This window comes from Pseudomonas cavernicola (genome assembly GCF_003596405.1).
Lineage (GTDB): Bacteria > Pseudomonadota > Gammaproteobacteria > Pseudomonadales > Pseudomonadaceae > Aquipseudomonas > Aquipseudomonas cavernicola.
In genome coordinates this window covers 2,147,160-2,169,451 of record NZ_QYUR01000002.1, presented here as the reverse complement: position 1 = coordinate 2,169,451, position 22,292 = coordinate 2,147,160, and the positions used below count along the sequence as shown (strand labels likewise).

25 protein-coding genes and 2 pseudogenes are annotated in these 22,292 nt (G+C 61.2%); 20 read left to right on the top strand and 7 right to left on the bottom strand.

All coding sequences use genetic code 11. The features are described from left to right. Nucleotides 1-123 precede the first annotated feature (123 nt). From D3879_RS10435 to D3879_RS10425, 3 genes are read right to left on the bottom strand one after another with little or no spacing between them, the layout of a single operon-like run. Nucleotides 124-519 carry a hypothetical protein gene (locus tag D3879_RS10435; RefSeq protein ID WP_119954175.1) on the bottom strand — a complete coding sequence of 132 codons (396 nt, stop codon included), beginning with the start codon at nt 517-519 and terminating at the stop codon, nt 124-126. A 2-nt stretch (nt 520-521) separates the two neighbouring features. Further along, entirely contained in the window at nt 522-1,625 is a 1,104-nt protein-coding gene (locus D3879_RS10430) for an aromatic ring-hydroxylating dioxygenase subunit alpha (RefSeq protein ID WP_119954174.1), read from the bottom strand. A 42-nt stretch (nt 1,626-1,667) separates the two neighbouring features. Further along, complete coding sequence (locus D3879_RS10425) at nt 1,668-1,859, bottom strand: hypothetical protein (RefSeq protein WP_119954173.1); 192 nt, start codon at nt 1,857-1,859, stop codon at nt 1,668-1,670. Between the two features lie 703 nt (nt 1,860-2,562). On the opposite strand from D3879_RS10425, the gene D3879_RS10420 reads away from it, so the two are divergent. The 7 genes from D3879_RS10420 to D3879_RS27465 all read left to right on the top strand — a co-directional run bounded on the left by D3879_RS10420 (nt 2,563) and on the right by D3879_RS27465 (nt 9,225). After that, nucleotides 2,563-3,591 carry a ring-hydroxylating dioxygenase ferredoxin reductase family protein gene (locus D3879_RS10420; RefSeq protein ID WP_119954172.1) on the top strand — a complete coding sequence of 343 codons (1,029 nt, stop codon included), beginning with the start codon at nt 2,563-2,565 and terminating at the stop codon, nt 3,589-3,591. A gap of 10 nt (nt 3,592-3,601) precedes the next feature. Next, nucleotides 3,602-4,927, top strand: a complete 1,326-nt coding sequence (locus D3879_RS10415; protein ID WP_119954171.1) for a zinc-binding metallopeptidase family protein — start codon at nt 3,602-3,604, stop codon at nt 4,925-4,927. A gap of 127 nt (nt 4,928-5,054) precedes the next feature. Beyond that, nucleotides 5,055-6,173, top strand: coding sequence for an S-(hydroxymethyl)glutathione dehydrogenase/class III alcohol dehydrogenase (locus tag D3879_RS10410; protein ID WP_119954170.1), 1,119 nt, complete (start codon nt 5,055-5,057; stop codon nt 6,171-6,173). A 93-nt stretch (nt 6,174-6,266) separates the two neighbouring features. Continuing rightward, nucleotides 6,267-6,650, top strand: coding sequence for a VOC family protein (locus tag D3879_RS10405; protein ID WP_119954169.1), 384 nt, complete (start codon nt 6,267-6,269; stop codon nt 6,648-6,650). A gap of 221 nt (nt 6,651-6,871) precedes the next feature. Continuing rightward, nucleotides 6,872-8,044, top strand: coding sequence for a GGDEF domain-containing protein (locus tag D3879_RS10400; RefSeq protein WP_158592076.1), 1,173 nt, complete (start codon nt 6,872-6,874; stop codon nt 8,042-8,044). A 105-nt stretch (nt 8,045-8,149) separates the two neighbouring features. Continuing rightward, nucleotides 8,150-8,785, top strand: a complete 636-nt coding sequence (locus D3879_RS27470) for an extracellular solute-binding protein (protein WP_119954167.1) — start codon at nt 8,150-8,152, stop codon at nt 8,783-8,785. Further along, entirely contained in the window at nt 8,782-9,225 is a 444-nt protein-coding gene (locus D3879_RS27465; RefSeq protein ID WP_119954166.1) for an extracellular solute-binding protein, read from the top strand. The genes D3879_RS27470 and D3879_RS27465 overlap by 4 nt, the downstream gene beginning before the upstream one ends. Before the next feature lie 282 nt (nt 9,226-9,507). On the opposite strand, the pseudogene D3879_RS26995 reads toward D3879_RS27465, so the two are convergent. Beyond that, a pseudogene (locus D3879_RS26995) lies at nt 9,508-9,694 on the bottom strand (IS4 family transposase); the annotation flags it as partial. 364 nt (nt 9,695-10,058) lie between these two features. Between D3879_RS26995 and D3879_RS26990 the strand changes: the two are divergent. Beyond that, nucleotides 10,059-10,307: pseudogene (locus tag D3879_RS26990) on the top strand (peptidogalycan biosysnthesis protein); the annotation flags it as partial. On the opposite strand, the gene D3879_RS10375 reads toward D3879_RS26990, so the two are convergent. Next, nucleotides 10,308-10,586 carry a DUF2790 domain-containing protein gene (locus tag D3879_RS10375; RefSeq protein WP_119954164.1) on the bottom strand — a complete coding sequence of 93 codons (279 nt, stop codon included), beginning with the start codon at nt 10,584-10,586 and terminating at the stop codon, nt 10,308-10,310. A gap of 42 nt (nt 10,587-10,628) precedes the next feature. On the opposite strand from D3879_RS10375, the gene D3879_RS10370 reads away from it, so the two are divergent. Then, entirely contained in the window at nt 10,629-10,865 is a 237-nt protein-coding gene (locus D3879_RS10370) for a hypothetical protein (RefSeq protein ID WP_119954163.1), read from the top strand. A gap of 382 nt (nt 10,866-11,247) precedes the next feature. After that, complete coding sequence (locus D3879_RS10365; protein WP_119954162.1) at nt 11,248-11,865, top strand: site-specific integrase; 618 nt, start codon at nt 11,248-11,250, stop codon at nt 11,863-11,865. A 234-nt stretch (nt 11,866-12,099) separates the two neighbouring features. Here D3879_RS10365 and D3879_RS27605 read toward each other — a convergent pair whose 3' ends face one another. Together D3879_RS27605 and D3879_RS10355 are read right to left on the bottom strand one after the other, a co-directional pair. After that, nucleotides 12,100-12,306 (bottom strand): BPSL0761 family protein, encoded by a 207-nt coding sequence (locus tag D3879_RS27605; RefSeq protein WP_338014879.1) that lies wholly within the window; start codon nt 12,304-12,306, stop codon nt 12,100-12,102. A 10-nt stretch (nt 12,307-12,316) separates the two neighbouring features. Then, the gene (locus tag D3879_RS10355) at nt 12,317-12,778 is read right to left on the bottom strand and encodes an IclR family transcriptional regulator domain-containing protein (protein WP_119954160.1); all 462 of its coding nucleotides are present in this window, start codon (nt 12,776-12,778) and stop codon (nt 12,317-12,319) included. A 256-nt stretch (nt 12,779-13,034) separates the two neighbouring features. Between D3879_RS10355 and D3879_RS10350 the strand changes: the two genes are divergently transcribed. From D3879_RS10350 to D3879_RS10310, 10 genes are all read left to right on the top strand, one after another. After that, nucleotides 13,035-13,463, top strand: a complete 429-nt coding sequence (locus D3879_RS10350; protein ID WP_119954159.1) for a YybH family protein — start codon at nt 13,035-13,037, stop codon at nt 13,461-13,463. 270 nt (nt 13,464-13,733) lie between these two features. Further along, complete coding sequence (locus tag D3879_RS10345; protein WP_119954943.1) at nt 13,734-14,201, top strand: Lrp/AsnC family transcriptional regulator; 468 nt, start codon at nt 13,734-13,736, stop codon at nt 14,199-14,201. A 399-nt stretch (nt 14,202-14,600) separates the two neighbouring features. Then, complete coding sequence (locus D3879_RS10340; protein WP_119954158.1) at nt 14,601-16,034, top strand: APC family permease; 1,434 nt, start codon at nt 14,601-14,603, stop codon at nt 16,032-16,034. A 32-nt stretch (nt 16,035-16,066) separates the two neighbouring features. Then, nucleotides 16,067-16,906, top strand: a complete 840-nt coding sequence (locus D3879_RS10335; RefSeq protein WP_119954157.1) for a polysaccharide deacetylase family protein — start codon at nt 16,067-16,069, stop codon at nt 16,904-16,906. Continuing rightward, the gene (locus D3879_RS10330) at nt 16,903-17,955 is read left to right on the top strand and encodes a C45 family autoproteolytic acyltransferase/hydrolase (protein ID WP_218567821.1); all 1,053 of its coding nucleotides are present in this window, start codon (nt 16,903-16,905) and stop codon (nt 17,953-17,955) included. Before D3879_RS10335 ends, D3879_RS10330 begins: the two co-directional genes overlap by 4 nt. Before the next feature lie 30 nt (nt 17,956-17,985). Next, the gene (locus tag D3879_RS26830) at nt 17,986-18,402 is read left to right on the top strand and encodes a VOC family protein (RefSeq protein ID WP_218567820.1); all 417 of its coding nucleotides are present in this window, start codon (nt 17,986-17,988) and stop codon (nt 18,400-18,402) included. A gap of 15 nt (nt 18,403-18,417) precedes the next feature. Then, nucleotides 18,418-19,230 (top strand): SDR family NAD(P)-dependent oxidoreductase, encoded by an 813-nt coding sequence (locus tag D3879_RS10325; protein ID WP_119954156.1) that lies wholly within the window; start codon nt 18,418-18,420, stop codon nt 19,228-19,230. Nucleotides 19,231-19,259: 29 nt separating this feature from the next. Continuing rightward, nucleotides 19,260-20,291, top strand: a complete 1,032-nt coding sequence (locus tag D3879_RS10320; protein WP_119954155.1) for a Rieske 2Fe-2S domain-containing protein — start codon at nt 19,260-19,262, stop codon at nt 20,289-20,291. Beyond that, on the top strand, nt 20,288-21,250 hold the full coding sequence (locus tag D3879_RS10315) for a PDR/VanB family oxidoreductase (protein ID WP_119954154.1): 963 nt from the start codon (nt 20,288-20,290) through the stop codon (nt 21,248-21,250). Before D3879_RS10320 ends, D3879_RS10315 begins: the two co-directional genes overlap by 4 nt. A 46-nt stretch (nt 21,251-21,296) precedes the next feature. Next, nucleotides 21,297-22,193: a cation diffusion facilitator family transporter gene (locus D3879_RS10310; protein WP_119954153.1), complete on the top strand. Its 897-nt coding sequence runs from the start codon at nt 21,297-21,299 to the stop codon at nt 22,191-22,193. The last annotated feature ends 99 nt before the right edge of the window (nt 22,194-22,292 follow it).

Here is a 22,292-nt window from a genome sequence, read left to right as displayed (position 1 = left end):
CTGTCGTACTGCGGATCGGAATCAAAATCCAGCGTGATAACAGGAAATTATTATTACCAGACGGCACATCGGTGGCCTGCCCTGCGAGAGCAACTCCATTAACCAATGAACCGTGTGGGGCACTTAGATGTGTAAATCTATGAATTCTTTTTCGAAGCGCTTAACTAACCCTGGCATGTCATCATCCAGTGTCCACTCACTCAACCGGACTTCCGGTGGATCCTCTGTATAGCACTCCCAATCCACGCTCAGCCTGCGGGCAGCATCGGCATGCTCAAAGAGTGTCGAGAAAAGATCCCGCTCAGTGCGAGTCTCGAATAGAACATGCGCGATGGCCGCGTATTTCTCCAGCGGTGCAGTACCGTCCTCGCCGATTCTTTCGATCCAGACCATTTTTGGCTGTAACTTAAGGTCGCGCGCAGCTAGTCCGATCCCTAATGGCAGATGAACATTGCGATGATAGGTGTAATCGAATGCTCTGTTTTTCGGTCGCGGATATAGAAAAGAAAGTACAAACATGCTCAAATCTCCTGGGCAATCGATTTCTCTTGCCTTTCTTTATTTAAGAGTTTGTCCAGTATCTTGCGCCCCTCAAGTTGAAGGCGATCACCACTGAATGATGCATGGGGGACCGAGAGCACGTCGAGATCGCCAACTGAGACTTGCTGCGCCTCTAATAAAATGATGTCTTGTTTAAATACGTTTCTAGTTTCTTCTGCTAAATGAGATAGCGTATTTTCGTCGCCATAATTTATTCCAACAGTATAGAAGTAGTGAGACGAATTTGCGGTTTCTGGGATGGCCGCATGAAAGTCGTGAAACTCCACTGGTGTTGCATCTGGCTGCCCTGCTGGCCGCAAATATATATGGAACGAGGTGTAGCACGGCGCATGCCAGCTAACTTCCATTGTAAAATCCAGAGGCCCCGTCCAAGACTCTATGTTTCGGGCCTGCGCCATCATGATGCGCCATAGCGGCGCACCTTCGTCGCCCAAACTATCCGCGTGGGTTCGAAAGTGAATCGAACGTTCCTTGATCTCATAAGTAAGACCCCGGTCGATCGGTTCGCTTCCCTGATGGGCGTTACGATAGAAACGGACTTCCTCGCCGCCAAAGGATTCCGGGTGAACGAACTCGGCGTGAGTAATGTCGAAAAGATTGTCGTTCAGCAGTCGATAATTTGCCCGCATCGACTCGAACAAACCACTACAGCTGCGCATTTCAGGCTTAGCGTCGAGCAAGGCAAGGTTCTTGGGGATGGTGCTTTCATCTACCGCAAGTTCCGGATCACCCATCCAGATCCAAATGAATCCATGCCGTTCGCAAACTGGGAAACTACGCACCAGCGCTTTCGGCGAGATCACATCCTGGCCCGGCACATGCGTGCATCGCCCATCGGTCCCGAAGCGGGCGCCGTGATAACCACATTGTATGGTTTCTCCGACAATATGCCCGAGCGACAACGGCGCCTGACGGTGGATGCATGCATCTCGTACCGCGGCATACTGGCCGTTCTCGGTTTTGAATAGTGCAATTTTATGGCCCAGTATCGTACGAGCCAGTATATTTCCATTGGCCAACTCATTTGGCGTGGCGGCAACATACCACGAGTTATTTACATACATGTTGGCTCTCCTCTTTTTATTTAAAACCAAAGCCCAAGTCATTCATCGCCTGGCAATCAATTTCTTCGTATAACAAGGCACTTCGACCACATATTTCGTAGCGCGATAGTTGTCGAAAGGGCAGACTCCCGTCACCAGCGCAGCATCGAGAATGCTGCTTATGGCAGCAGTGCTGAAACAGCGGCTGACGCCATCGGAAAAGTTCAAGGTGATCCGGTGTAACTGCTCTTTCATATGCTGGTGGCTTCCGTAACAGGCTCGGCTCGATCCGGCAGGACGCCTCCATCCATGATTACGTTCGTGGTCCGATCATAGAAAGCACACCCTAGGGGTGGCACTCCCATGGACTACGTCCTTATCCCGATAGTGCAAAATTCTGGTTTGGGTAATGCCTTGCGAGAATCGGCGGAGATCAGTGCACGGGAGGCCCGTCAGCGCCGTCGATGTATGCGCGAGGCGCAGAAAAGATCCATCACCTGTTGGCGAGAGAGCTGCACTGGGTAGCCAGATCGAGCGGTGTCACTTTGAACTACGCCGGCGCCGATGCATTCCGTCATCTAATTACCTGGGTCGACTAGCGAAACGGTGTTCGTCATGCCTATGGAGTCGGTCTCTCGACGGCAGGCTCGAGAAAGGCTACATGCCCCAGCCTGAACGTTTCCGCTGACTGCTCCATATAAGCCTCGCTTGTCTCTTGTCACGGCGACTGGGTTGCAGGCTGCCGCTCTCGGTGCCTGCTCCGCGTTTCGCGGAAGCTTGTTCCAGATCAGGATTTTGCGCTGCCGGGATAAGGCCGTAGTCCATGGGAGTGCCGCTCCCAGGAGTGCTTTCTATGATTGGGCCATGAGCGTAATCGCCGGGTGAGTGCCTCCCGTCGATTCGAACCAAGCCAGCTACGGACGCTGACAACCGATGCCCGATTTGGAGTCGTCAGGATATGAAAGAGCAGATTCATCAGGTCACCCTGAACTTCGCTGATGGCGTCAGCCGCAGTTTCAGCGTCGCCGCCAAAAACAGCATTCTCGATGCCGCGCTCGCGGCGGAAGTTCCTCTGCTGTACCAGTGCCAGTCGGGCAGTTGTTCCAGTTGCATCGCGCATTTGTCCGAAGGTGACGCGGTCACCCGACCTGGAGCCAGCTCCACCTTGCTAGCCAGCGAATATGCCGCCGGTCAGCGCCTGCTGTGCTTGTGTCAGGCGCAGTCGGACTGCACCTTCGAGCTGGACTACGGTAGCGAGGTCGGCTCTAGCGCGGCCCGCGAGGCACATGCCTTCGTCGACTCTATCGAGCGCATCGCTAGCAACGTAATGCGCCTGACCTTGGAGCTGGCGGAAGGCGATTGGTTGGAATTCCGTCCTGGCCAGTTCATGCAGATCGAAGTGCCTGGATATGGCGCGGTCCGCAGCTACTCGCCGTCGAGTACGGCAGTTGTTCTTCCCAAGCTGGAGTTCTTGGTCCGGCTACTGCCGGGCGGTGCCATGTCTGGATACTTGGAAGAGAAGGCTAACAGTGAGGATGTGCTAACTCTAAGCGGTCCCTACGGAGCCTTCTTCCTGCGCGAGGAGAAGAGGCGCGCGCCGCATATTTTCGTCGCCGGCGGCACTGGTCTCGCGCCGATCCTGTCGATGATCGATGCCCTGCACCAAGGCAGCGGGCGCAAGCCGCCGATGCTGTTGAGCTTCGGCTGCGCCATCCCGGACGCGCTGTTTTGCCTCGACGACATCGAGCTGCGCCAGCAGTGGCTGCCGACCCTTGAGGCGCGCATCTGCGTCGACCGCGAGCCAGGCCCGGGGTTGCATCACGGCAGCCCGGTCAGCGCCCTGCGTGCCGAGGACGTCACCAGTCCCGAGACCGTTGCCTACCTGTGCGGCCCGCAACCGATGATCGACGCCGCTACCGCGCGCCTGATCGAGTTGGGTGTCGACCCCGCCAACATCTTTGCCGAACAGTTTGTGGCCAGTAACTGAGGAGTCCGTCATGCAACCGACCACGCCCATCGCCTTTTCCGCCGAACAAATGAAATGGTACGAACAGGCTTGCGCCAAGATCGACCCGGAACGCCTGCAAAACCTGCTGCTTGCGATCACCGACATTCACAGCCCGACTGGCGCGGCGCGTGCGGCCAGTGAGCACATGGTGGGCTACCTCGAGAAGATCGGCATGGCGGCGCGCTATCAGCCGATGAGCTTCACCAGCGGCAATGTGCTGGCCGAGATGCGGGGGAGTGGTGGCGGTGCCAGCGTGCTGCTCTATGCACCGATCGACACCCACCTGGAGTGCGACAAGACCGAGAAGCTCCTCACCGGTGACGCCTCTGAGGTGGACATGCAGCCGTCCGCGCAGATGGTCGACGACTGGGTTTTCGGCCTTGGTTCCTCCAACCCGAAAGCTATGGTCGCCACCCTGACTGAAGTCGCCACCGCGCTGATCGAGGCCGAGGTGCCGCTGATCGGCGACCTTCTCGTCGGCATGGCAGACGGGGGCATGCCAGTCGACCTCTCTGCGCGCCAGCATTCCGGGATGTCCAACGGTGTGATTCATCTGCTGAGCCGTGGTGCTGCGCCCGACTTCGCAGTGGTAATGAAGCCATGGAACTGGGTTTACCACGAAGAGCCTGGCATGGGCTGGTTCAAGCTGCGCGTCCACGGCACCCTTGGCTATGCCGGGGTTCCGCGCGGCACTCCCGGGTTTCGCAGCTCGGTTGTGCCGGCGGCGACGGTGATCCAGGATCTTGAGCAATGGATCATCGAATATGCCGAGCGCAACACCTCTGGGCAGGTCAAGCCACACGGCTGGATCGCCGGGGTGCGCGGCGGCGATCCGGAGCGCCCGGCCTTTCCGTCGGCTGTCACCGAGATTTTCTTCGACGTGCGGATCAACCCACGCACCAGCCCGGGAGCGGTCAAAGCGCAATTCGCCGCGTTCGTCCGCGAGCTGGAGGCGCAGCGCCCAGAGCTGGTACTTGACTGGGAGATGTACGGCTCGGTGCCCGGCGGCACAACAGATGCGCAGAACTGGATCGTCCAGTCGTGCCAACGCGGCTGGGAACATATCGAGCGGCGCCCGCATGGTGAGCCTGATCTGCTCGGTGGGCAGACCGACGGCGCCGCCTTGCGCCGCTTTGGCATCCCCACCGCGAGGATCGGCTGGCCGTGGCCGGCCGAGGGGGCACCGCTACCGGTCACCGAGGGCCTGGGCGGGATGGGCGCGACCTACATTCCAGATCTGATCCCCTGCGCGAAAAAGATCATGTACGCGCTGATCGACACTCTGACCCGGCCGCGCCACGAGCTTGGGCTCTAAGCCCTGGCTGAGACCCCCGATGAACAGGCCCGGCCCATGACGCACGAGTAGCAATGCTTGTACGCCCAGGTGCTCGGCGCCGATGGGCTAGCGGAAAGAATTTCCATTGCAATGAGGAATCCAGAGAATGATCAAATCGCGTGCCGCCGTAGCCTTCGCAGCCAACCAACCGCTGCAAATCGTCGAAGTGGATGTTGAGCCGCCAAAGGCCGGTGAGGTTCTAGTGCGCATCATCGCCACCGGTGTCTGTCATACCGATGCCTACACCCTCTCCGGTAAGGATTCGGAGGGCGTCTTTCCATGCATCCTTGGGCACGAGGGGGGTGGCATCGTCGAGGCGATAGGTGAGGGCGTGACCTCGCTGGCCGTGGGCGACCATGTGATTCCGCTGTACACCGCCGAATGCCGCCAGTGCAAATTCTGTACTTCGGGCAAGACCAACCTGTGCCAGGCAGTACGCGCTACCCAGGGCAAGGGCTTGATGCCGGATGGCACCAGCCGTTTCTCCTACCAAGGTCAGCCGATCTACCACTATATGGGGTGCTCGACCTTCTCCGAGTACACCGTGCTGCCGGAAATCTCCCTGGCGAAAATCCCCAAGGACGCGCCGCTGGATAAGGTGTGCCTGCTCGGTTGCGGCGTCACCACCGGCATCGGCGCGGTGCTGAATACCGCCAAGGTGGAGGAGGGCTCCACTGTGGCGATCTTCGGCCTCGGCGGCATCGGTCTGGCGGCAATCATCGGCGCGACCATGGCCAAGGCCTCGCGGATCATCGTCGTCGATATCAATCCAGCCAAGTTCGACATCGCCCGAGAGCTGGGTGCTACCGATTTCGTCAATCCGAAGGAGCATTCCAAGCCGATTCAGGAGGTCATAGTCGAGTTGACCGACGGTGGTGTGGACTACTCCTTTGAGTGCGTCGGCAACGTGCAACTGATGCGCGCGGCGCTGGAGTGCTGTCACAAGGGCTGGGGGGAGTCGATCATCATCGGCGTGGCCGGTGCCGGCCAGGAAATCTCCACTCGCCCGTTCCAGTTGGTCACCGGTCGCGTCTGGCGCGGCTCGGCCTTCGGCGGGGTGAAAGGCCGCACCGAGCTGCCGAGCTACGTGGAAAAGGCGCAGAAGGGCGAAATCCCGCTGGATACCTTCATCACCCATAACATGCCGCTGGAAGACATCAACCAGGCCTTCGAGTTGATGCACGAAGGCAAGAGCATTCGTACTGTCATTCATTTCAATCGCTAAGTCAGTAGACCCAGTGATGGCTGTCAGGACGCATCCTGCCCTGGCGGATCAGCAACGCCAACCCACCTCGTTCTTATCAAGGAGAACTATCAAATGAGCGTCTTTACTCACGTTACAGTCGGCACCAACGACCTGCACAAAGCCCGCAGCTTTTACGACAATGTACTGGGCAAGCTGGGCCACAAACGTATCGCAGATCTGGGCGAGAACGGCTCGATCTGGGGCGAGAACGCACCGTCTTTCTTCGTCCTGAAACCGGCCAACGGTGCGCCCGCCAGCGTCGGTAACGGCGTCACCGTCAGCTTCGAGGCGCCAGATCGTGCCGCGATCGATGCTTTCCATGCCGCTGCACTGGCTGCCGGAGGTAAGGACGAAGGCCAACCCGGTCCACGCGATTGGGCACCGCACGCCTATGCCGCCTATGCCCGTGATCTCGACGGCAACAAGCTGGCCGCCTACTGCTTCAAACCAGCCTAAGCCTGACGTGAGGCCAGCCCCAACTGGCCTCGCTAATCCTAGATTTACTTTTCATACCAGCAAAGAAGCCAATGTAGTGGTCCAATGAAACCGACCTACTTCAAGAAGATAATCTCTCAACGGTTGCGCAGAGGCCGAGGGTAATCCCTCATGAGCCGATTTGAGATAACGAAGTGGTATCTGCTCAAGGGTCAGGGAGGAATTCCATGCTTTTAGACCCTGTGGAGATTCAGAGCATTCCTGACAACGTCTATTCCAGGCAATTGTTCCAAGGCTTCCACTGGTTACGCTTTAGTCCTCCGTTGGAGCGCGAGTACCGCCAGCATATGAGCGAAACACAGGCGCGCTATCAAAAACTCGCAATACTCCTGGCCTTGGCGATCTGGATTTTGTTTGCGGTTGTGGATATCACACGGTTGCAACTGCTGCAGGGTTTTCCCAACTACAACAGCAACATCTGGATGGTTGTACTGATTCGTTGGTCGATCATGCTGGCCCTCGCCATGCTCGCGATTCAGATGTTTGCCGGGCGTATGACCAAGTACGCAGCAAAGGCCGCAGCCTTTACACTCTTCAGCATTGGCGTCGGCACGGCGTTACTGGTTGTGCTCTATAGGCTCGAAGGGGTAGCGCTTTCGGACAGCGTGCAGCTGCTTCTGATCATCGCGATCTTTTTCCCTCTTGGGCTATCTTTCTACGGCAGCATCCTGGTGGCGCTATCCGTCAGCCTGATCACCATCCTGATAGGGTTGATGATGTTGCAGGGCGAGATGCATGAAGACCACATTCGCCTGACATGCATGCTTCTCTTAGCCGTGCTGGTGGGCGCTGTCGGTGGATATATACGCGAACATGTGCAGCGCGAGCAGTTTCTTCTACGGCACCTGCTCAGTTGGCAAGCAAACCACGATCCACTGACGGGGCTGAACAATCGGCGCAGCTTTAGCCTGCATCTGGAAACGGTGCTGCGCCAGACCCGGCGCGAAGGCGTCGGGTTGGCATTGGTCATGATCGATATCGATCACTTCAAGCTGTTCAACGACACCTACGGTCATCCGGCCGGCGATCAGGCGTTGCAACGTGTGGGCCAGGCGCTGCAAGGCTTTGCCCGCAGACCTATGGACATGGCCGTACGAGTCGGTGGCGAGGAGTTCGCCTTACTGCTTTATGCAACCGAGAAGGTACAGGTGAGCGAGTTGACCAAGCAATTGCAGGCAGCGCTGGCGGCACTGCACATCCCCCACGCGACCTCGCCTACAGCGAGCCATCTGACAGCTAGTATCGGTGCCATCATGGCTATGCCTGATGATAGTAATGAATCGCTGTATCAGCGCTCTGATGCGTTGCTTTACCAAGCCAAGCAAGCTGGGCGTAATCGCGTGACACTGGGCTGATGGAGCGTGGCTCCGGCACGGGGCTTCGCTACACAATGTGAGCGGTTGGCCAACTGTTTCCAGGGCTACGGGTACCTTTCAATCTACGATTCTTGGAGAGCGTCGATGGCACGTTTGGCTTGGCTGATTGTGTTGAGTGCAGTTGTGTTTCAGGCTCAGGCGCAAGAAGTGTTGCGGTTCAAAACCTGGAAGAACTATATCGACCCCACAGTACTAGAGAACTTCCAGCGCGAGACAGGTGTACGGGTTGATTACCAGACGTTTACTACCGCGGAAGAACTCAATCAGGCCCTGGCGCGCGGCGACCTTATCGATGTAGTGGTGCCGTCGCACTTTCAGCTTGCTGGTCTGATTACCAATAAACGCCTACAAGCGTTGGATTTTCGTCAGTTACCACAACACGCTAACGTCGACCCGAATTTGTTGGCATTGCTGGCCGGACTCAACTCGGCTAATCGCTATGCGGCGCCCTATCTGTGGGGAACTGTTGGTCTGGCAGTTAACCAAAAACTTGCCGAGCCTGCGTTTGGTGGCCCCTTGCCTAACAGCTGGGGGGTGTTGTTCGATCAAAGCCAAAGTGCCCGCCTTGAGGGGTGTGGGATTGGTTGGCTTGATGCTCCTGAAGAGACGGTATCGCTGTGGTTGAACTACCGGGGTAAGAACCTGAGTCGCAGCAGTGAGCGACAGATTGCACATGCAGGCAAGCCGCTGTTGGAGTTAGGGGGCGGACAAGCTCGCTGAATAATGAACGTTATATCGAGGACCTTTCCTCTGGGCGGTTGTGCGTGGCCATGGCGTGGGTGGGGCATGCTTTGACTGCCGCCAAGGCCAATCCTTCGTTGCATTACTATATTCCTCAAGAGGGGGCTTTGGTGTTTATCGACAGCCTGGCCATCCCAGCCAATGCACCGCATCCCGAGCTCGCATATCGCTTTATCGACTATCTGATGCAGCCTAAAAACTCTGTGAGCAACTCGCTTGCAACTCAGTTCTATTCGCCGTTGTCGAGCAAGTCTCCGGAAATGGTACAGCTGGCCAGGGAGCAGCCAATGCTGGTACCTAATCAAGCGGAGCGACGCCGCCTATATTTCCTGGAAAAGCTTTCTGCAGAGCAAAAGCAAGCTGTCGACAGCATTTGGCGGGGCGTGAAGCAAGCCCGTGGACTACCCCCGCCACCATAGACATTTTCCAGCCTCATATTGAGGCGCGTTCAAACGCCTCGGGGCTGATGCCGCCCAGGTGACTGTGGCAGAGAGTTACGCTGGCTGGGGCAGCTGGATTACGCCAATCCGTTGGAGCTGGTGAAGCCCTTTAAGATCGACGAAAGGGAGTTGTCTTGGCTGACCGATGATCAGATAGGCATTCTGCTTGAGGCCATTAGGGCAGGGTGCGATAACCCGCACGTTGAGCTCATCACTCTGATTTGCCTAGCCACTGGCGTACGTTGGTCTGAGGCCGAGGGGTTTACGCCCCTGTGCCGGATGCTTCACGCAGTAAAGTCGGGTGAGGTAGGGCGCGTTGCGGGTCATTTCCACGCAGCCCAGCGGCTTGGGTGAAGTCGTCGCCTGTGCATACAGGGTTTTCACGGACTGCGCACGGCTGCGCGCCGACCCGATACAGATCGCGATTACGCACACGCCCGACGTAGTAGGGGGCGTGCCGAGATAAGGGGGAAATTAGGACATTCGTTCTGTAATTATTTGATTTTAAAGATTGTTTGTATGGGTTTTTTGGCTCAGTCCTTGTGCCGAAATGCACCTCATCTCAGCGGGATTACACGGGCAGGCCGATGGACGAGGATCTGCACAAGTGCGTTCGGGAACTGCTGGGCGCCAACATGGGCATTCGAGCCGCCGCACGGCACGCGAACTCCTCCACCACGGTGCTCAAAATCCGCGATCAGGTGGCGGGCTATAAAATTATCGCTGGGGGCAGAGTCGGTATCGCGGTCATCAGAGCTGATCGGCATACCCGTCATTCCGAGGATACCGATAAGGTCCCCACCAAGTACGGATTGCATTTCGCGACCTGCTTCTACCAGGGGACCGAGCATGCTATCGGCGATGGCCTGCGGTGCTTCGACGCCGGTGCCCAGGGCGAGCACAAGCTGATCCGTGGCTTCAAGTCGGTGATCACCCTCTCCGGGCCTTGGTTGGCCCACCCCGGCCTGCGCTCGGCGGTGGGAGAGTTCGTGCGACAGGGGCGAGGGGTGCAGGCGTACGCCGGGGAGGCTCGTGCCCTACACCCCTATCGACAGGCCTGATCAGGCAATGCTGGTGGTGCTGGCGGTGCTCCCGCCCCACTCGAGGAAACGGATCTTGTGCACCTCGCCCTCGCTGTCCTCGTAGACCAGGGTCACCGGTACCACGCCCGTCTTCTGGGACGTGTCGGTGCGTTGCAGCACCTTCTGCACATCGATTTCCATTCCATAGTGGTAGTCCACGGCGGAGATACTCGCGCCGGGTTCTTGCAGGCCATCCTGGGCGAATACACTGGGCGCGAGACTGGAAATCACGGCGCTGACAACTGAGGCCAATTTCATAAGGCTGTTCCTCTGCTGGAGTTCGCTTAACAAGGACTTCATGTGACCGTCGATGAAGGTGAAGTTCACTCCACCCCGACGAACGCCCCCTGTTTGGTGTTGCCAGGGCCGCGCGTAAAGGCCACCAAGTCACAGCAATCCCCCGTGGTTGCGGCTCTCGACCACTCGTCCTTTATCCAGCACCACAAGGTGGTCTCCCAGGCGGTCGATGCTTTCCCAAAGCAGCAATTATTGGCAATTATGCTTAAGGGTATAAATTATGTTCGCGAGCATAATTGACCATAAACCTATCGGCAGGCCTTACTGAGAACAGCGGGAGCGAGGAGTGGAGATAATCGTTGACCAGTCCCGAGATGCCAGGCGTGCGCATGTTGCCCATGCCCTGGCCACCACCCGTATCTCGGGCCAGGTGCCCAGTGCCCTGATGGTGAGATTGCTCGGCGAATACAAAGCGGGAAAGTATCTTCGACCCAGCTCACCAAGGTGGTGAAAGCGCATTACTGCCGCTGAATGCTGCCGACGCTTTGCCTCTGGAGACGGCTTTGGTAGTGCCAGTTAAGGAGCGAACATTCAGCCGAGCGCAGAAGGAGCAGGCTGTGAAACGAGTCATCACCAAGCCAGTCAAGGTGGTATTCCGGCTCGACGGGCGATCGAGGTCAGGATGCTTGGTCTTTCGAAGAAGGTACGTGTCGCATCAGTTCGGGTGCTGCGCTGCTGGCGCGACCGCGCGCTAATCCTGCTCGGCTTCTGGCGCGCCTTTCGCAGTGACGAGCTGTGCCGTCTGCAGGTCGAGCACATCCAGGCGCGAGCCGGGGAGGGCATGACCCTCTTCCTGCCGCGGAGCAAGGGTGATCGCGACAACCTCGGCACCAGCTACTCGGCGCCGGCCTTGCAGCGCCTGTGTCCGGTGCAGGCTTACCTGGAGTGGATCGCGGTGGCGGGGCTTGCCCTCGGCCCCGTGTTTCGTGGGATCAACCGCTGGGGGCAGCTGCAGGTCACGCCGTTGCACCCCAACAGCGTGATTCCGCTGCTGCGGCAGACGCTGCAGCGCGCGGGGCTGGACGGTGAGCAATACAGCTGTCACTCGCTACGCCGCGGCTTTGCCACCTGGGCGACGTGCAACGGCTGGGACCAGAAGTCCTTGATGAGCTACGTCGGCTGGAAGGACGCGAAGTCGGCGTTGCGCTATGTCGAGGCCGCGAGGTTCTTCGCCGGCGCCTTGCAAGCGCCCGCAGTGCGGGAGTTTTCGGCTATCCCTCTGCCAGATGAGGTGGGCTGACCGGCGGGGTCAGTCATCGAGGTTTTTGGCGAGGAAGTCGACCAGCAGCAGCGGCTGCGGACTGTCGATGACCGAGTTTAAGGCTTGGAGGTGTCTACGAAACTAGGGGCGATTCAAATAATCTTCTTCGAGGGCGCGGCCGAGAAAGGTCGTGAAATGGAGACGGTCGCCCCTAACAGGGCCAATGGAGAAGGCAGCCCACAAAAGCTCAGGCAACTGATTTGCAGGCATCTGTCACCCGTCGATCGTTGAGCTGAACACCGGCCCAAGTGGGTGTTGCTCTTCGAGCCTAGCTGCCAAAATTAAATCATCCTTTGAAGGAAAGTGACGCAGAAGCCTCCGTGCCTCGCCCCGCACAGATTCGGGCAGAGTCGAATCCCGGCTCAGGTCCACCAGGAACTCCCGTGTCTGGATAACGGATCTAGTACGCTCATCGGGCATCGTCATGCATTCATCCTTCTGCGGCGACACGCGAGACCGCCTTCCCCGCAGATATGAAAGCCGAAATGACTATGTGCGTGCGCGACCGCTTACCAAGCGCTGTAGACTCTCGCGCGCAGCTAGTAATGGAGGTGTCAGCTCCGGCATCTTCTCCGTGAAGCGCGCTGTCGGAAAGTGCGTATACATTCCCTTGCAGATCGAGAAACGCAGTAGCCAAGGCGCACACCCCGATCTGATGTTCCTCAAAGTCCCATGCAACCTGCTCCTGCCTGACTTGCTCAAGCTCCGTCGCCAACTGTGCGTTGTCGAAGAGCCGGTGAGTGAGCGCAAGCTTCAAATGGCGCGCAAGCTGATGTGCATTGAGCGTTGCCAAAAGGGCTTTGCCGCTGGCGGAGCAATGCAACGGAACGCGCTCACCAGCTGCCGACACCGCCTGGAGGCGATGAGCCGCCGTGATTTGCTGAATAACCACGGCCGTACCCCTCGCTTGCCTTGCGCGGTGTCGTGTATGAGCGAATTACAGCCACTAGGTAAAGCACCTAACACATGGTTCAAGTCGTTCGCTTCGCTCAATGGAACATCCAAAAGCTACGCTTTTTGCTGCCCCTTAACTCAGGCGTTAGGCGCTGGAATGACACTCCATGCGAGATATCTTCATGATACCTGTCGATTTACTATCGCGTCGTTCGACCATTAGGTGCCACTACCACTCGAAATGGTGTAATGGGATGAATTCGACAGCAGATAGAGCCGAGATAGAAGCGCTCTTCCAACGATTGGTAAGAGCGCATGCTGACCGCGACGCAGACGCCATCGTCGAGGCCTATGCGCCGGACGCTGTGATTTACGACCTGGCGCCGCCGCTAGGGCGCCGCGGAATGAAACGCGACAGCGTCGCGACATGGCTTGCAGGCTGGGACGGGCCAATCCAGATCGGTGCGCGCGACGTCGATCTCACCGTCGACGGCGACGTGGCGTTCGCATCAGCGCTAAACCGAATGCGCGGGCGACAGAGCGGTGAAGACCAGGATCTTTGGTACCGCACTACGATGTGTCTTCGGAAGACGAACGGGCGATGGCGCATCGTCCACGATCACTCGTCCGTGCCCTTCCACATGGATGGGAGCTATCGCGCTGCTATTGATCTTAAGTCGTAGTGGTTTGCGTGGAATGTACGGGATATTTGTTGCGCAATAAACAAATAAAGACACTATACTTTGCGCATAGTTAGTAATTTATCTGGCGCTGATGCGCGTTATGCGTTGTGCTTATGTGTAGTCCCTGCCGGCTCCGCCTCGCAGGGATTCGCGACCAGCCCCTGATAACCCACTCCTGAATCTGCTAGCCTTTGAGCCGCTTTTAACCCAGGGGTTGTCTGCCGCCTAGCGAGTGGGGCAACCCTGCGTCAACCCATGGAAGCCTTGAACATGTCTATTTCGTCCCTCGATCCACTGGACTTCGAAATCGTCCGTGAACTGCAGGAAGACGGCCGCCGCGCTTTTCGCGAAGTTGCGCGCAACCTCTCGGTTCCCGAGGCCACCATCCGCACGCGGGTCAAGCGCCTGCAAGACCAGGGCATCGTGCAGATCCTGGCGTTCACTAACCCATCCAAGCTGGGGCATGCCAAGCTGGCGCTGTTGTTCGTCAACGTGGCGCCGCAAGATCACGAACGGGCCGTCGATACGCTGGGGCGCTGGCCGGAAGTCAGCTACCTGTCGACCACCATGGGCACTGCGGATATCTGCGTGCAGGTGCTGTGCCGCGATGATGATAGCCTGTGGGCCTTGCAGCAGCGGGTGCGCAGCCTGCCGGGCATCCGCGACGTGAGGATGCTGCAGGAAGTGAAGGTGCACAAGATCCGCTTCACCATTCCGCCGATCGAGCCCGAGAGCTGATCCTCCTCCTGACCAGCAGGCCTTCGCTCCGCTAATACCTTCCCGCCCCGCCTTCCCCGCTGAGCCACTGCGCCTCCTGCAGTGGCATGCGTCCCCATTTGCGCAATGCGCAGCTCAGTAATTGAATCTCTGCGCAATGCGCGCTGTTGTGAGGCAGATGTCCTCCATTCATCCCCCCTTTTTTTCCGCCTGAAATGCCCCCGAGTGCCGTGCCAGATCGTCGCGTAGCGGCTGGGCACGGCCTTGTTGCGGTCATGCGCTGAAATTGATATTTGCGTAATTATTGTCGTTTTAAGTTGCGCAATGCGTATCAATAGAAAATAAAAATATACACATGCGCAAAAAACTGTCTTAGGATCTGCTCATCGACACCCATGACAAAACCACAAGATGAGGGCGATGCAGATGCACCAGGCCAATCCCGGCACCGAGCCGACCGCGGTACTCGCTAAAACCATTCGCTGGTGGGACGGGGTGGCGATCACCCTCAGCCTGCCCGCGGCCCTGTTCGTCGGCCTCGGCTATTCGATTGGCGCGATCGGGGCCTGGGCGGCCATCGCCCTGTGGGCCGTGATTGCGGCCGTCGCCGTGCTGCACAACTGGCTGTATTCGGAAATGGGCGCCATGTTTGGTGAGAAGTCCGGCGGCATCGCGCTCTACGCCAACGAGGCCTGGAGCCGGCGTTTTCCCAGCCTGGGGCCGCTGGCCACTTACGCCTACTGGTTCGCCTGGGCCACCGCCCCGGCGATCTGGGGCCTGGCGGTGGCGCAGATCCTTTCCGAGCAGTTCTGGCCGGACGTCACCTTCAGCTACAACCTGGGGCCGATCCAGTTGGGGCTGCCGCAGTTCATCGCCCTCGGCGTGGCGCTGATTTCCTGGGCCCTGAGCATGATCCAGTTGCGCTTCACCATGGTGATCCTCACCGTGGCCGGCGTGCTGCTGATGATCCCGGTGCTGATCTTCGGCACCAGCTTCCTCACCGCCGACGTCTGGAACACCAGCAGCTTCACCTGGCGCACCGGCGAGGGTGTCGAGGGCCTGCGCACCATCCTCGCCTGGCTGTTCATCATGGCCTGGTCGGCTTACGCGGTGGAGGCCGCGGCCTCCTTTATCCCCGAGTTCCGCGACACGGTGGCGGATACCCGCAAGGCGCTGCGTATCTCCGCGCTGATCCTGTTGCTGGTGTTCACCCTGACCCCGCTGGGCCTGGCCGGCCTGCTCGGCGAGCAGGTGCTTACGGATAAGCCCTACGGCTTCCTGCAGGCGGGCGCCGAAGTGCTGATGGGCGGTGGCGCGGCGCCGATCACCCTGGTGCTGATCGCCGGCATCTTGGTGCTGTCGGTGATGGGCACGGCCGATGCCGGTCGGGCGTTGTACCAGAGTTCGCGTGATGGCCTGACCATCCGCCAGTTCGGCACCCTCAACCGCGCCGGCGTGCCGGCCCGGGCGGTGACCGTGCAGCTGCTGATCAACATCCTGATGGTGCTGCTGGTCGGCAACCCGCTGGCGGTCATCGTCGCCGGCAACGTCGGCTACATCCTTGCCCACCTGCTGGCGGTGTCCGGCTACGTGATGCTGCGCTGGGATCGTCCTGACGCGCCGCGGCCGATCTGCCTGTCGCGCTCCTGGACCGGCATCGCCATCGCCCTGGCGTTGTTCGATGCGCTGATCCTGGTGGTCGGCATGACCGGCGCCGCCATCACCGGTTATGGCGGCCTCAAGGAGGTGCTGATCGCCGTGGCCGTGCTGACCATCTCCCAGGCGCTCTATTGGCTCAGACGCCTGCAGGACCGCGAGGACTCCGAGTCCGGCGCCGCGCACAAAGCCCCGTAACCGCTAGAAAACCCCGAACAGGAGTGCGCCTGATGCGTGCAGACAACAACCCCCGGCTGCAGTGGCCGAACAAGAGACCGGTCGCCGTTTCCCTGACCTTCGATGTGGATGCCGAGGCCGGCCTACTGGGCGACAGCCCGACCTTCGCGCGCCGCCTGACCAGCCTGTCCGAGGGCCGCTTCGGCGTGACCCGCGGCGTGCCGCGGATTCTCGAACTGCTGCGCCGGCACAAGATCCCGGCGACCTTCTTCGTGCCCGGCTACACCGCCGAACAGCACCCGCACCTGGTGGAGATGCTGCTCAAGGAAGGCCACGAGATCGGTCACCACGGCCATATGCACTTGCGCAGCGACAAGGTCAGCGCCGAGCAGCAGACCGAGGAGATGCAGCTGGGCCTGGAGGCCCTGGCCAAGGCCGGGGCGCCGAAGCCGGCCGGCTACCGTTCCTCGTCCTGGGAGCTGACCCCGGAGACCTTCGAGCTGGTGCTGGCCAACGGCTTCGCCTACGACTCCAGTTGCATGGGCGACGACCGTCCCTACTACGAGCAGTGGAACGGCGCCTCGATCCTGGAAATCCCGGTGCACTGGTCGCAGGATGACTGGCCGATGTTCGGCTGGAGCATCGACAACGGCGGCAACTTCACCGCACCGCGCGTGCTGTTCGACAGCTGGCTGGCGGAGTACGAGTCGGCGCGCCGCGATGGCCGCCACACCAGCTTCACCATGCACCCGGAAGTGATCGGCCGCGCCGCGCGCTTCGAGCAACTGGAGCGCCTGGTCGAGCGCATGGCCAGCGATGGCGATGTGTGGTTCGCCCGCCTTGACGAGGTGGCCAAGCAAGTGGCCCCGCAACTGCAGCAGGTGAGCAAATGAGCCAGGTATTCCGTTCCACGGTCTGCGAGCCGACCGCCCGCGGTCGCGAATTCGGCGAGACCTTCGCCACCAAGATCCGCGCCACGGTGGCGGCTTACCAGGGGCTGTTCGACCGCGTTGCCTCAAGGCCTTTCGATCTGCGCGCCATGGGCGCCCAGGCCCTAGCCCGCATCGAGGCCTTTGCGCCATCGCTGCACCAGGAAATCCTTGGCATGGCCGAGGGCGCGGGCGTCGAGGCCGACTACATCGGTGCCATCAATGCGCGCACCGAGATCCTCGCCGCCCTCGGTGCACCGCTGCGCGGCGAGTGCTCCACCGTGGTCAAGGTCGACCCCTGGGGCGCGCCGGTGACGGCGCAGACCTGGGACTGGTACAGCGAGTTCGCCGAGCAGTGGCTGGTGTGGGAGATTCCCCACGCCGACGGCCGTCTGACCACCACCGTCACCGAGTACGGCATCGTCGGCAAGCCCGGGGTCAACAACCGTGGCCTGGGTGTGCACTTCAACATCCTTCACCACGAACGCGACGGCGGCGATATCGGCGTGCCGGTGCATGTGCTGTCGCGCTGGATCCTCGACAGCTGCTCGGACATCAACCAGGCCCTGCAACTGTGCAACAGCACCGAGGTTTCCGCCTCCAGTTCGCTGACCCTGATCGCCGCCGTGGACCATTCCAGCTGCGCGGTGTCGGTGGAGATCCATCCGGGCGGTCCGGGCCTGGTGTTCCCGGCGGCCGACGGCCTGCTGGTGCACACCAACCATTTCCTCTCGGCCCCGGCCAGTGCCTTCGACACCGAGCCGCGCGCCTACCCGGACACCTTGATCCGGCATGACCTGCTGGTGCGCCGCCTGAGCAACCAGCCTGACCTCAGCGCGCTGGACCTGCTCACGGCGCTGAACAGCCACCTGGGCAGCACCGGCGCGGTCTGCTGTCACCCGGCTCCCGGTCAGCCCGAGACCGGTCAATACGCCACCCTGGCCAGCATCACCCTCGACGTGCTCGGCGGCACCCTGCAGGCCCTGGCGGGCGGCTCCTGCCGCCACCTCTAACTCAACGACAACAAAAGCGGAGCCATTCCCATGCTCAAACTCAAACGCCTCGACAACATGGATATCCTCACCCACAACGTGCAGCGCCTGGTGGACTTCTACCACGGCACCCTCGGCCTGGGCTTCTTCCTGCCCTACGAGGCCGAGGAGCGCTGGGCCGCCATCGAAATGGGCAACGTCACCCTGTACCTGTTCCACACCGAGAACGACTCCCCGGTGGCGCGGCGCACCGCGGTGAACCTGGAAGACAAGCCGGGCTTCGACTCCTTCGCCTTCGAGGTGGAGAACCTCGACGAAGCCATCGCCTACCTCGACGGCAAGGTCGAGTGGGTCACCGCCGAACCCATCGAGTGGCAGCACCCCAACGGCACCCACTACCGCTACCGCCCGATGTTCGACCCGGACGGCAACATGTTCTACGTCACCGAGCCGCACAAGACCGTCTGAGTCAGGAGCACAACCATGCCCAATTCCCAGAAGAGCCTGGCCTGCCAGGCTCCCGAGTCGGTGCTGAGCCTGTCGCCCGAGGCGCAGAAGCTGAGCGGCCGGGTCGCCCTGATCACCGGTGCCGGCCGCGGCGCCGGCCGTGCCCATGCACGCCTGCTGGCGGCCCGTGGCGCGGCGGTGGCGATCGTCGATATCGATGAGGACGTCGCCCGCGCCACCGCCGCGGAAATCGCCGAGGCCGGTGGCCGCGCCATCGCCCTGGCCGCCGACATCACCGACCGCACGCTGGCCGAGCGCTGCGTGGCGCACGTCGCCGAGCAGCTGGGCGGCCTCGACATCCTGGTGCACAACGCCGGGCTGATCTATTCGATGACCGGCCTGGAGCAGACCGACGACGCCAACTTCGACCGCCTGCTGGCGATCAACGTGCACGCGCCGCTGTACCTGACCCGCGCGGCCCTGCCGCACCTGCGCCAGAGCCGCGCGCCGCGGGTGATCTTCATCAACTCGCAGTGGGGCCAGGTGCCGGACGGCCATTCCTACGGCTACATGGTCAGCAAGGCGGCGCAGCTCGGCCTGATGAAGACCCTGGCCAAGGAGTTCGTCGGCGAGGGCATCCTGGTCAACGCCATCACCCCCGGCGCCATCCTCACCCGCATGGTGCCGGACGAGTACATCGAGCCCGAGAAAGCCAACATCCCCCTGGGCCGCCTGGTGCACCCGGAGGAGATCGCCGCGGCCGTCGCCTTCCTCGCCTCCGACGAGGCCGCGTTCATCGCCGGCCAGGCCATCCCCGTCAATGGCGGCGCGCTGCTGGTCGGCATCTAAGACAACAAGAAAACCTGTGAGGAAATGCCATGACTACTCAAGTTACCCAGCGCCAGCGCGCTGAACAGGCCATGCGCCGCCAATGGTTCCCGGTCGCCCGCTCGATGGACCTGGACAAGCCGCAGTCCGCCACCCTGCTCGGCGAGAAGCTGGTGGTGTACCGCACCGAGTCCGGTCAGGCCGTGGTGCAGGCGGCGCGCTGCCCGCACCGGGGCGCCGACCTGTCCCTGGGTGAAGTACACGGCGAAAACATCGCCTGTCCCTACCATGCCTGGCAGTTCTCCGCGCAGACCGGCAAGTGTAGCCGCGTGCCGTCGCTTGAAGATCAATGCAAGATCCCCCCAGGCGCAGCCATCCGCACCTACGCCTGCAAGGAGCGTTACGGGCATGTCTGGACGGCCCTGGAAGAGCCGCTGTTCGAGCTGTATGACCTGGCCGAATGGCGCGAGCTGAACCTGAAGTGGCTGGCCGCCGAGCCGCTGGATTCCCCCACGGGCGTGGCGGTGGCCATCGAAAACTTCGGTGACGTGGCGCACTTCGCTTACATCCATCGCGGCATGATGGGCCATGTGAACCCGGTCGTTGAACCGTTGAACGTGCGCCGCGAGGGCCTGGACATCTGGATGGACCGGCCGCTGCAGTCCTGCGGGGGCGAGTGGGCCAGCGACGGCGACTGCATGATGGGCTACCACATAGTCGCGCCGGGCCTGGTCGCCATCACCTACGACTACGAGCGCCTGGGCAAGCGCGTGGTGGCCGGCTTCCCCTGCCCGGAAGCCTACGACCACGTGAAGATCTTCTGGGCCGTGGCCAACGACCGCGACTACAAGGGCGGCGACCTGCAGGAATGCCTGCGTGTCGAAGAACTGCTCTATCTCGAGGATCTGCCGGTGGCCGCCACCATCACCCCGCGCGAGATCGACTGGGACGCGACGGTCGTCGAGCACTCGGTGCCTTCCGACCTCTACACCCTCAACTACCGCCGTGCCTTCCGCGAGTTCATCGAGCGCGCCCACCAGCTGCCGGTACGCCTGGTTGACGAGCAGAGGGCGTCGTCGTGAGCGCCTTAACTGCGCAGTTCGAGGTACAGATCACTAGCAAGCGGCTGGAAGCCGAAGGCGTGATCTCCCTCGAGCTGCAGGCCACCGACCGCGCGTCGCTGCCGGAATGGACGCCGGGCGCGCATATCGACCTGCTGCTGCCCTCCGGCCTGGTGCGCCAGTACTCGCTGTGTGGCGATCCGTTGGATCGCCAGCGCCTGAGCATCGGCGTGCTGCTGGAAAGCAAGGGCCGTGGCGGCTCGCAGGAAGTGCATGGCAGCCTGCGCGTCGGCCAGAAGCTGGCCATCCGCGGCCCGCGCAATGCCTTCAGCCTGCAGGCCGACGGGCCTTACCTGTTCGTCGCCGGCGGCATCGGCATCACTCCGATCCTGGCCATGGCCCGGGCGGCACAGCGTGCCGGCGCCGACTGGCAGCTGCTGTACGGCGGCCGCTCGCGGCGCTCCATGGCCTTTATCGAGGAGCTACAAGCACTGGGCGGTGGCCGGGTGGAAATCCTCCCGGCCGACGAGGTCGGCCTGCTCGATCTTGACGCGGTGTTGGCCGCCGCTGCCGCGGGGCAGCAGGTCTACAGTTGCGGCCCGGCGCCGCTGCTCGATGCCTTGAGCGCGCGCTTCGCCGAAGCCGGCCTGAGCGAGCGTCTGCACCTGGAGCGTTTCGCCCCGGAGGCACCGGCGCCCGGAGCGGCGACGGGGGAAACCCTGAAGGTGATCCTGGCGCGCAGCGGCAGGGAAGTAGAGGTGCCCAACGACTGCTCGATCATGGCCGCCCTGCGCGCCGCCGGGCACGAGGTCGCCTCATCCTGCGAGCAGGGTATCTGCGGCATGTGCGAGACGCGGGTGCTGGACGGCATACCGGATCACCGCGACTCGCTGTTGACCGAAGGCGAGCGGGCGCGCGGCAACGTGATGATGCTCTGCGTTTCCCGCGCCCTGACCCCGACCCTGACCCTCGACCTGTAACCGGCCTGCGGCCGTGTGCACAACCCGCAACAGGAGCAAGTAGAAAATGGCCACTGAACAGCGGGCCTTGCAGGTGACGATCGTGGCCACCGTGCTGCTGGCCAGCACCGGTATCGCCTTCGGCCTCTACGCCGGTTCGCAATCTATCGTCTTCGACGGCCTGTTCAACGCCATCGACTCGTGCATGGCAGGGCTTGCCCTGCTGGTGTCCCGCCTGCTGGTAAAACAGCCCGGGCGGCGCTTCCAGCAGGGTTACTGGCATATCGAGCCGATGGTGCTGGCACTCTATGGCAGCGTGCTGGTGATCCTCTGTGTCTACGCCCTGGTCAACTCGATCGACGGCCTGATCCGGGGCGGACAGGAGCTGGCCTTTGACGATGCGATTGTCTATGCGCTGCTGACTGCGCTCGGCGCCGGGCTGATGTACGGCTACCTGCGCCGTTGCAATCGCCGCCTGCGCTCCGCCCTGATCCAGATGGATCTGCACAGCTGGCTGATGTCTACCGTCATCAGCCTGGCACTGCTGCTCGCCTTCAGCATCGGCTACCTGCTGCAGGGCAGCGAATATGCGGCGCTGACGCCCTATATCGATCCGCTGATCCTGGCACTGCTGACCCTGGTACTGATTCCGGCGCCCTGCCGCACAGTGTGCAAGGCGGTCCAACAGATCCTGCGCATCACCCCGCCCGCACTGGATGGCGAGATCGCCGGGCTGATGGCGCGGATGAGCCAGCGCTACGGCTTCGAGGACTTTTCCCAATGCGTCAGCCAGGTCGGCCGCGGCCTGTTCGTCGAGATCCATATCCTCCTGCCGGCGGCGATGAACCACTGGCCGGTCAACGAACTGGACGGCGTTCGCGCCGAGATCGCCAGCGCCATCGGTAGCGAGGGGCCCAACCGCTGGCTGGCGATCGGCTTCACCCGCGACAGCCGCTGGCTATGAACTCGCCCGCCACGCCCCCACTCGCGTCGCACTGAATCCCGGCGGCTCAGCCGCCCGCTGTCAGTCCAAGCAATTTCGGCCCGACCCACATCGCGGGTC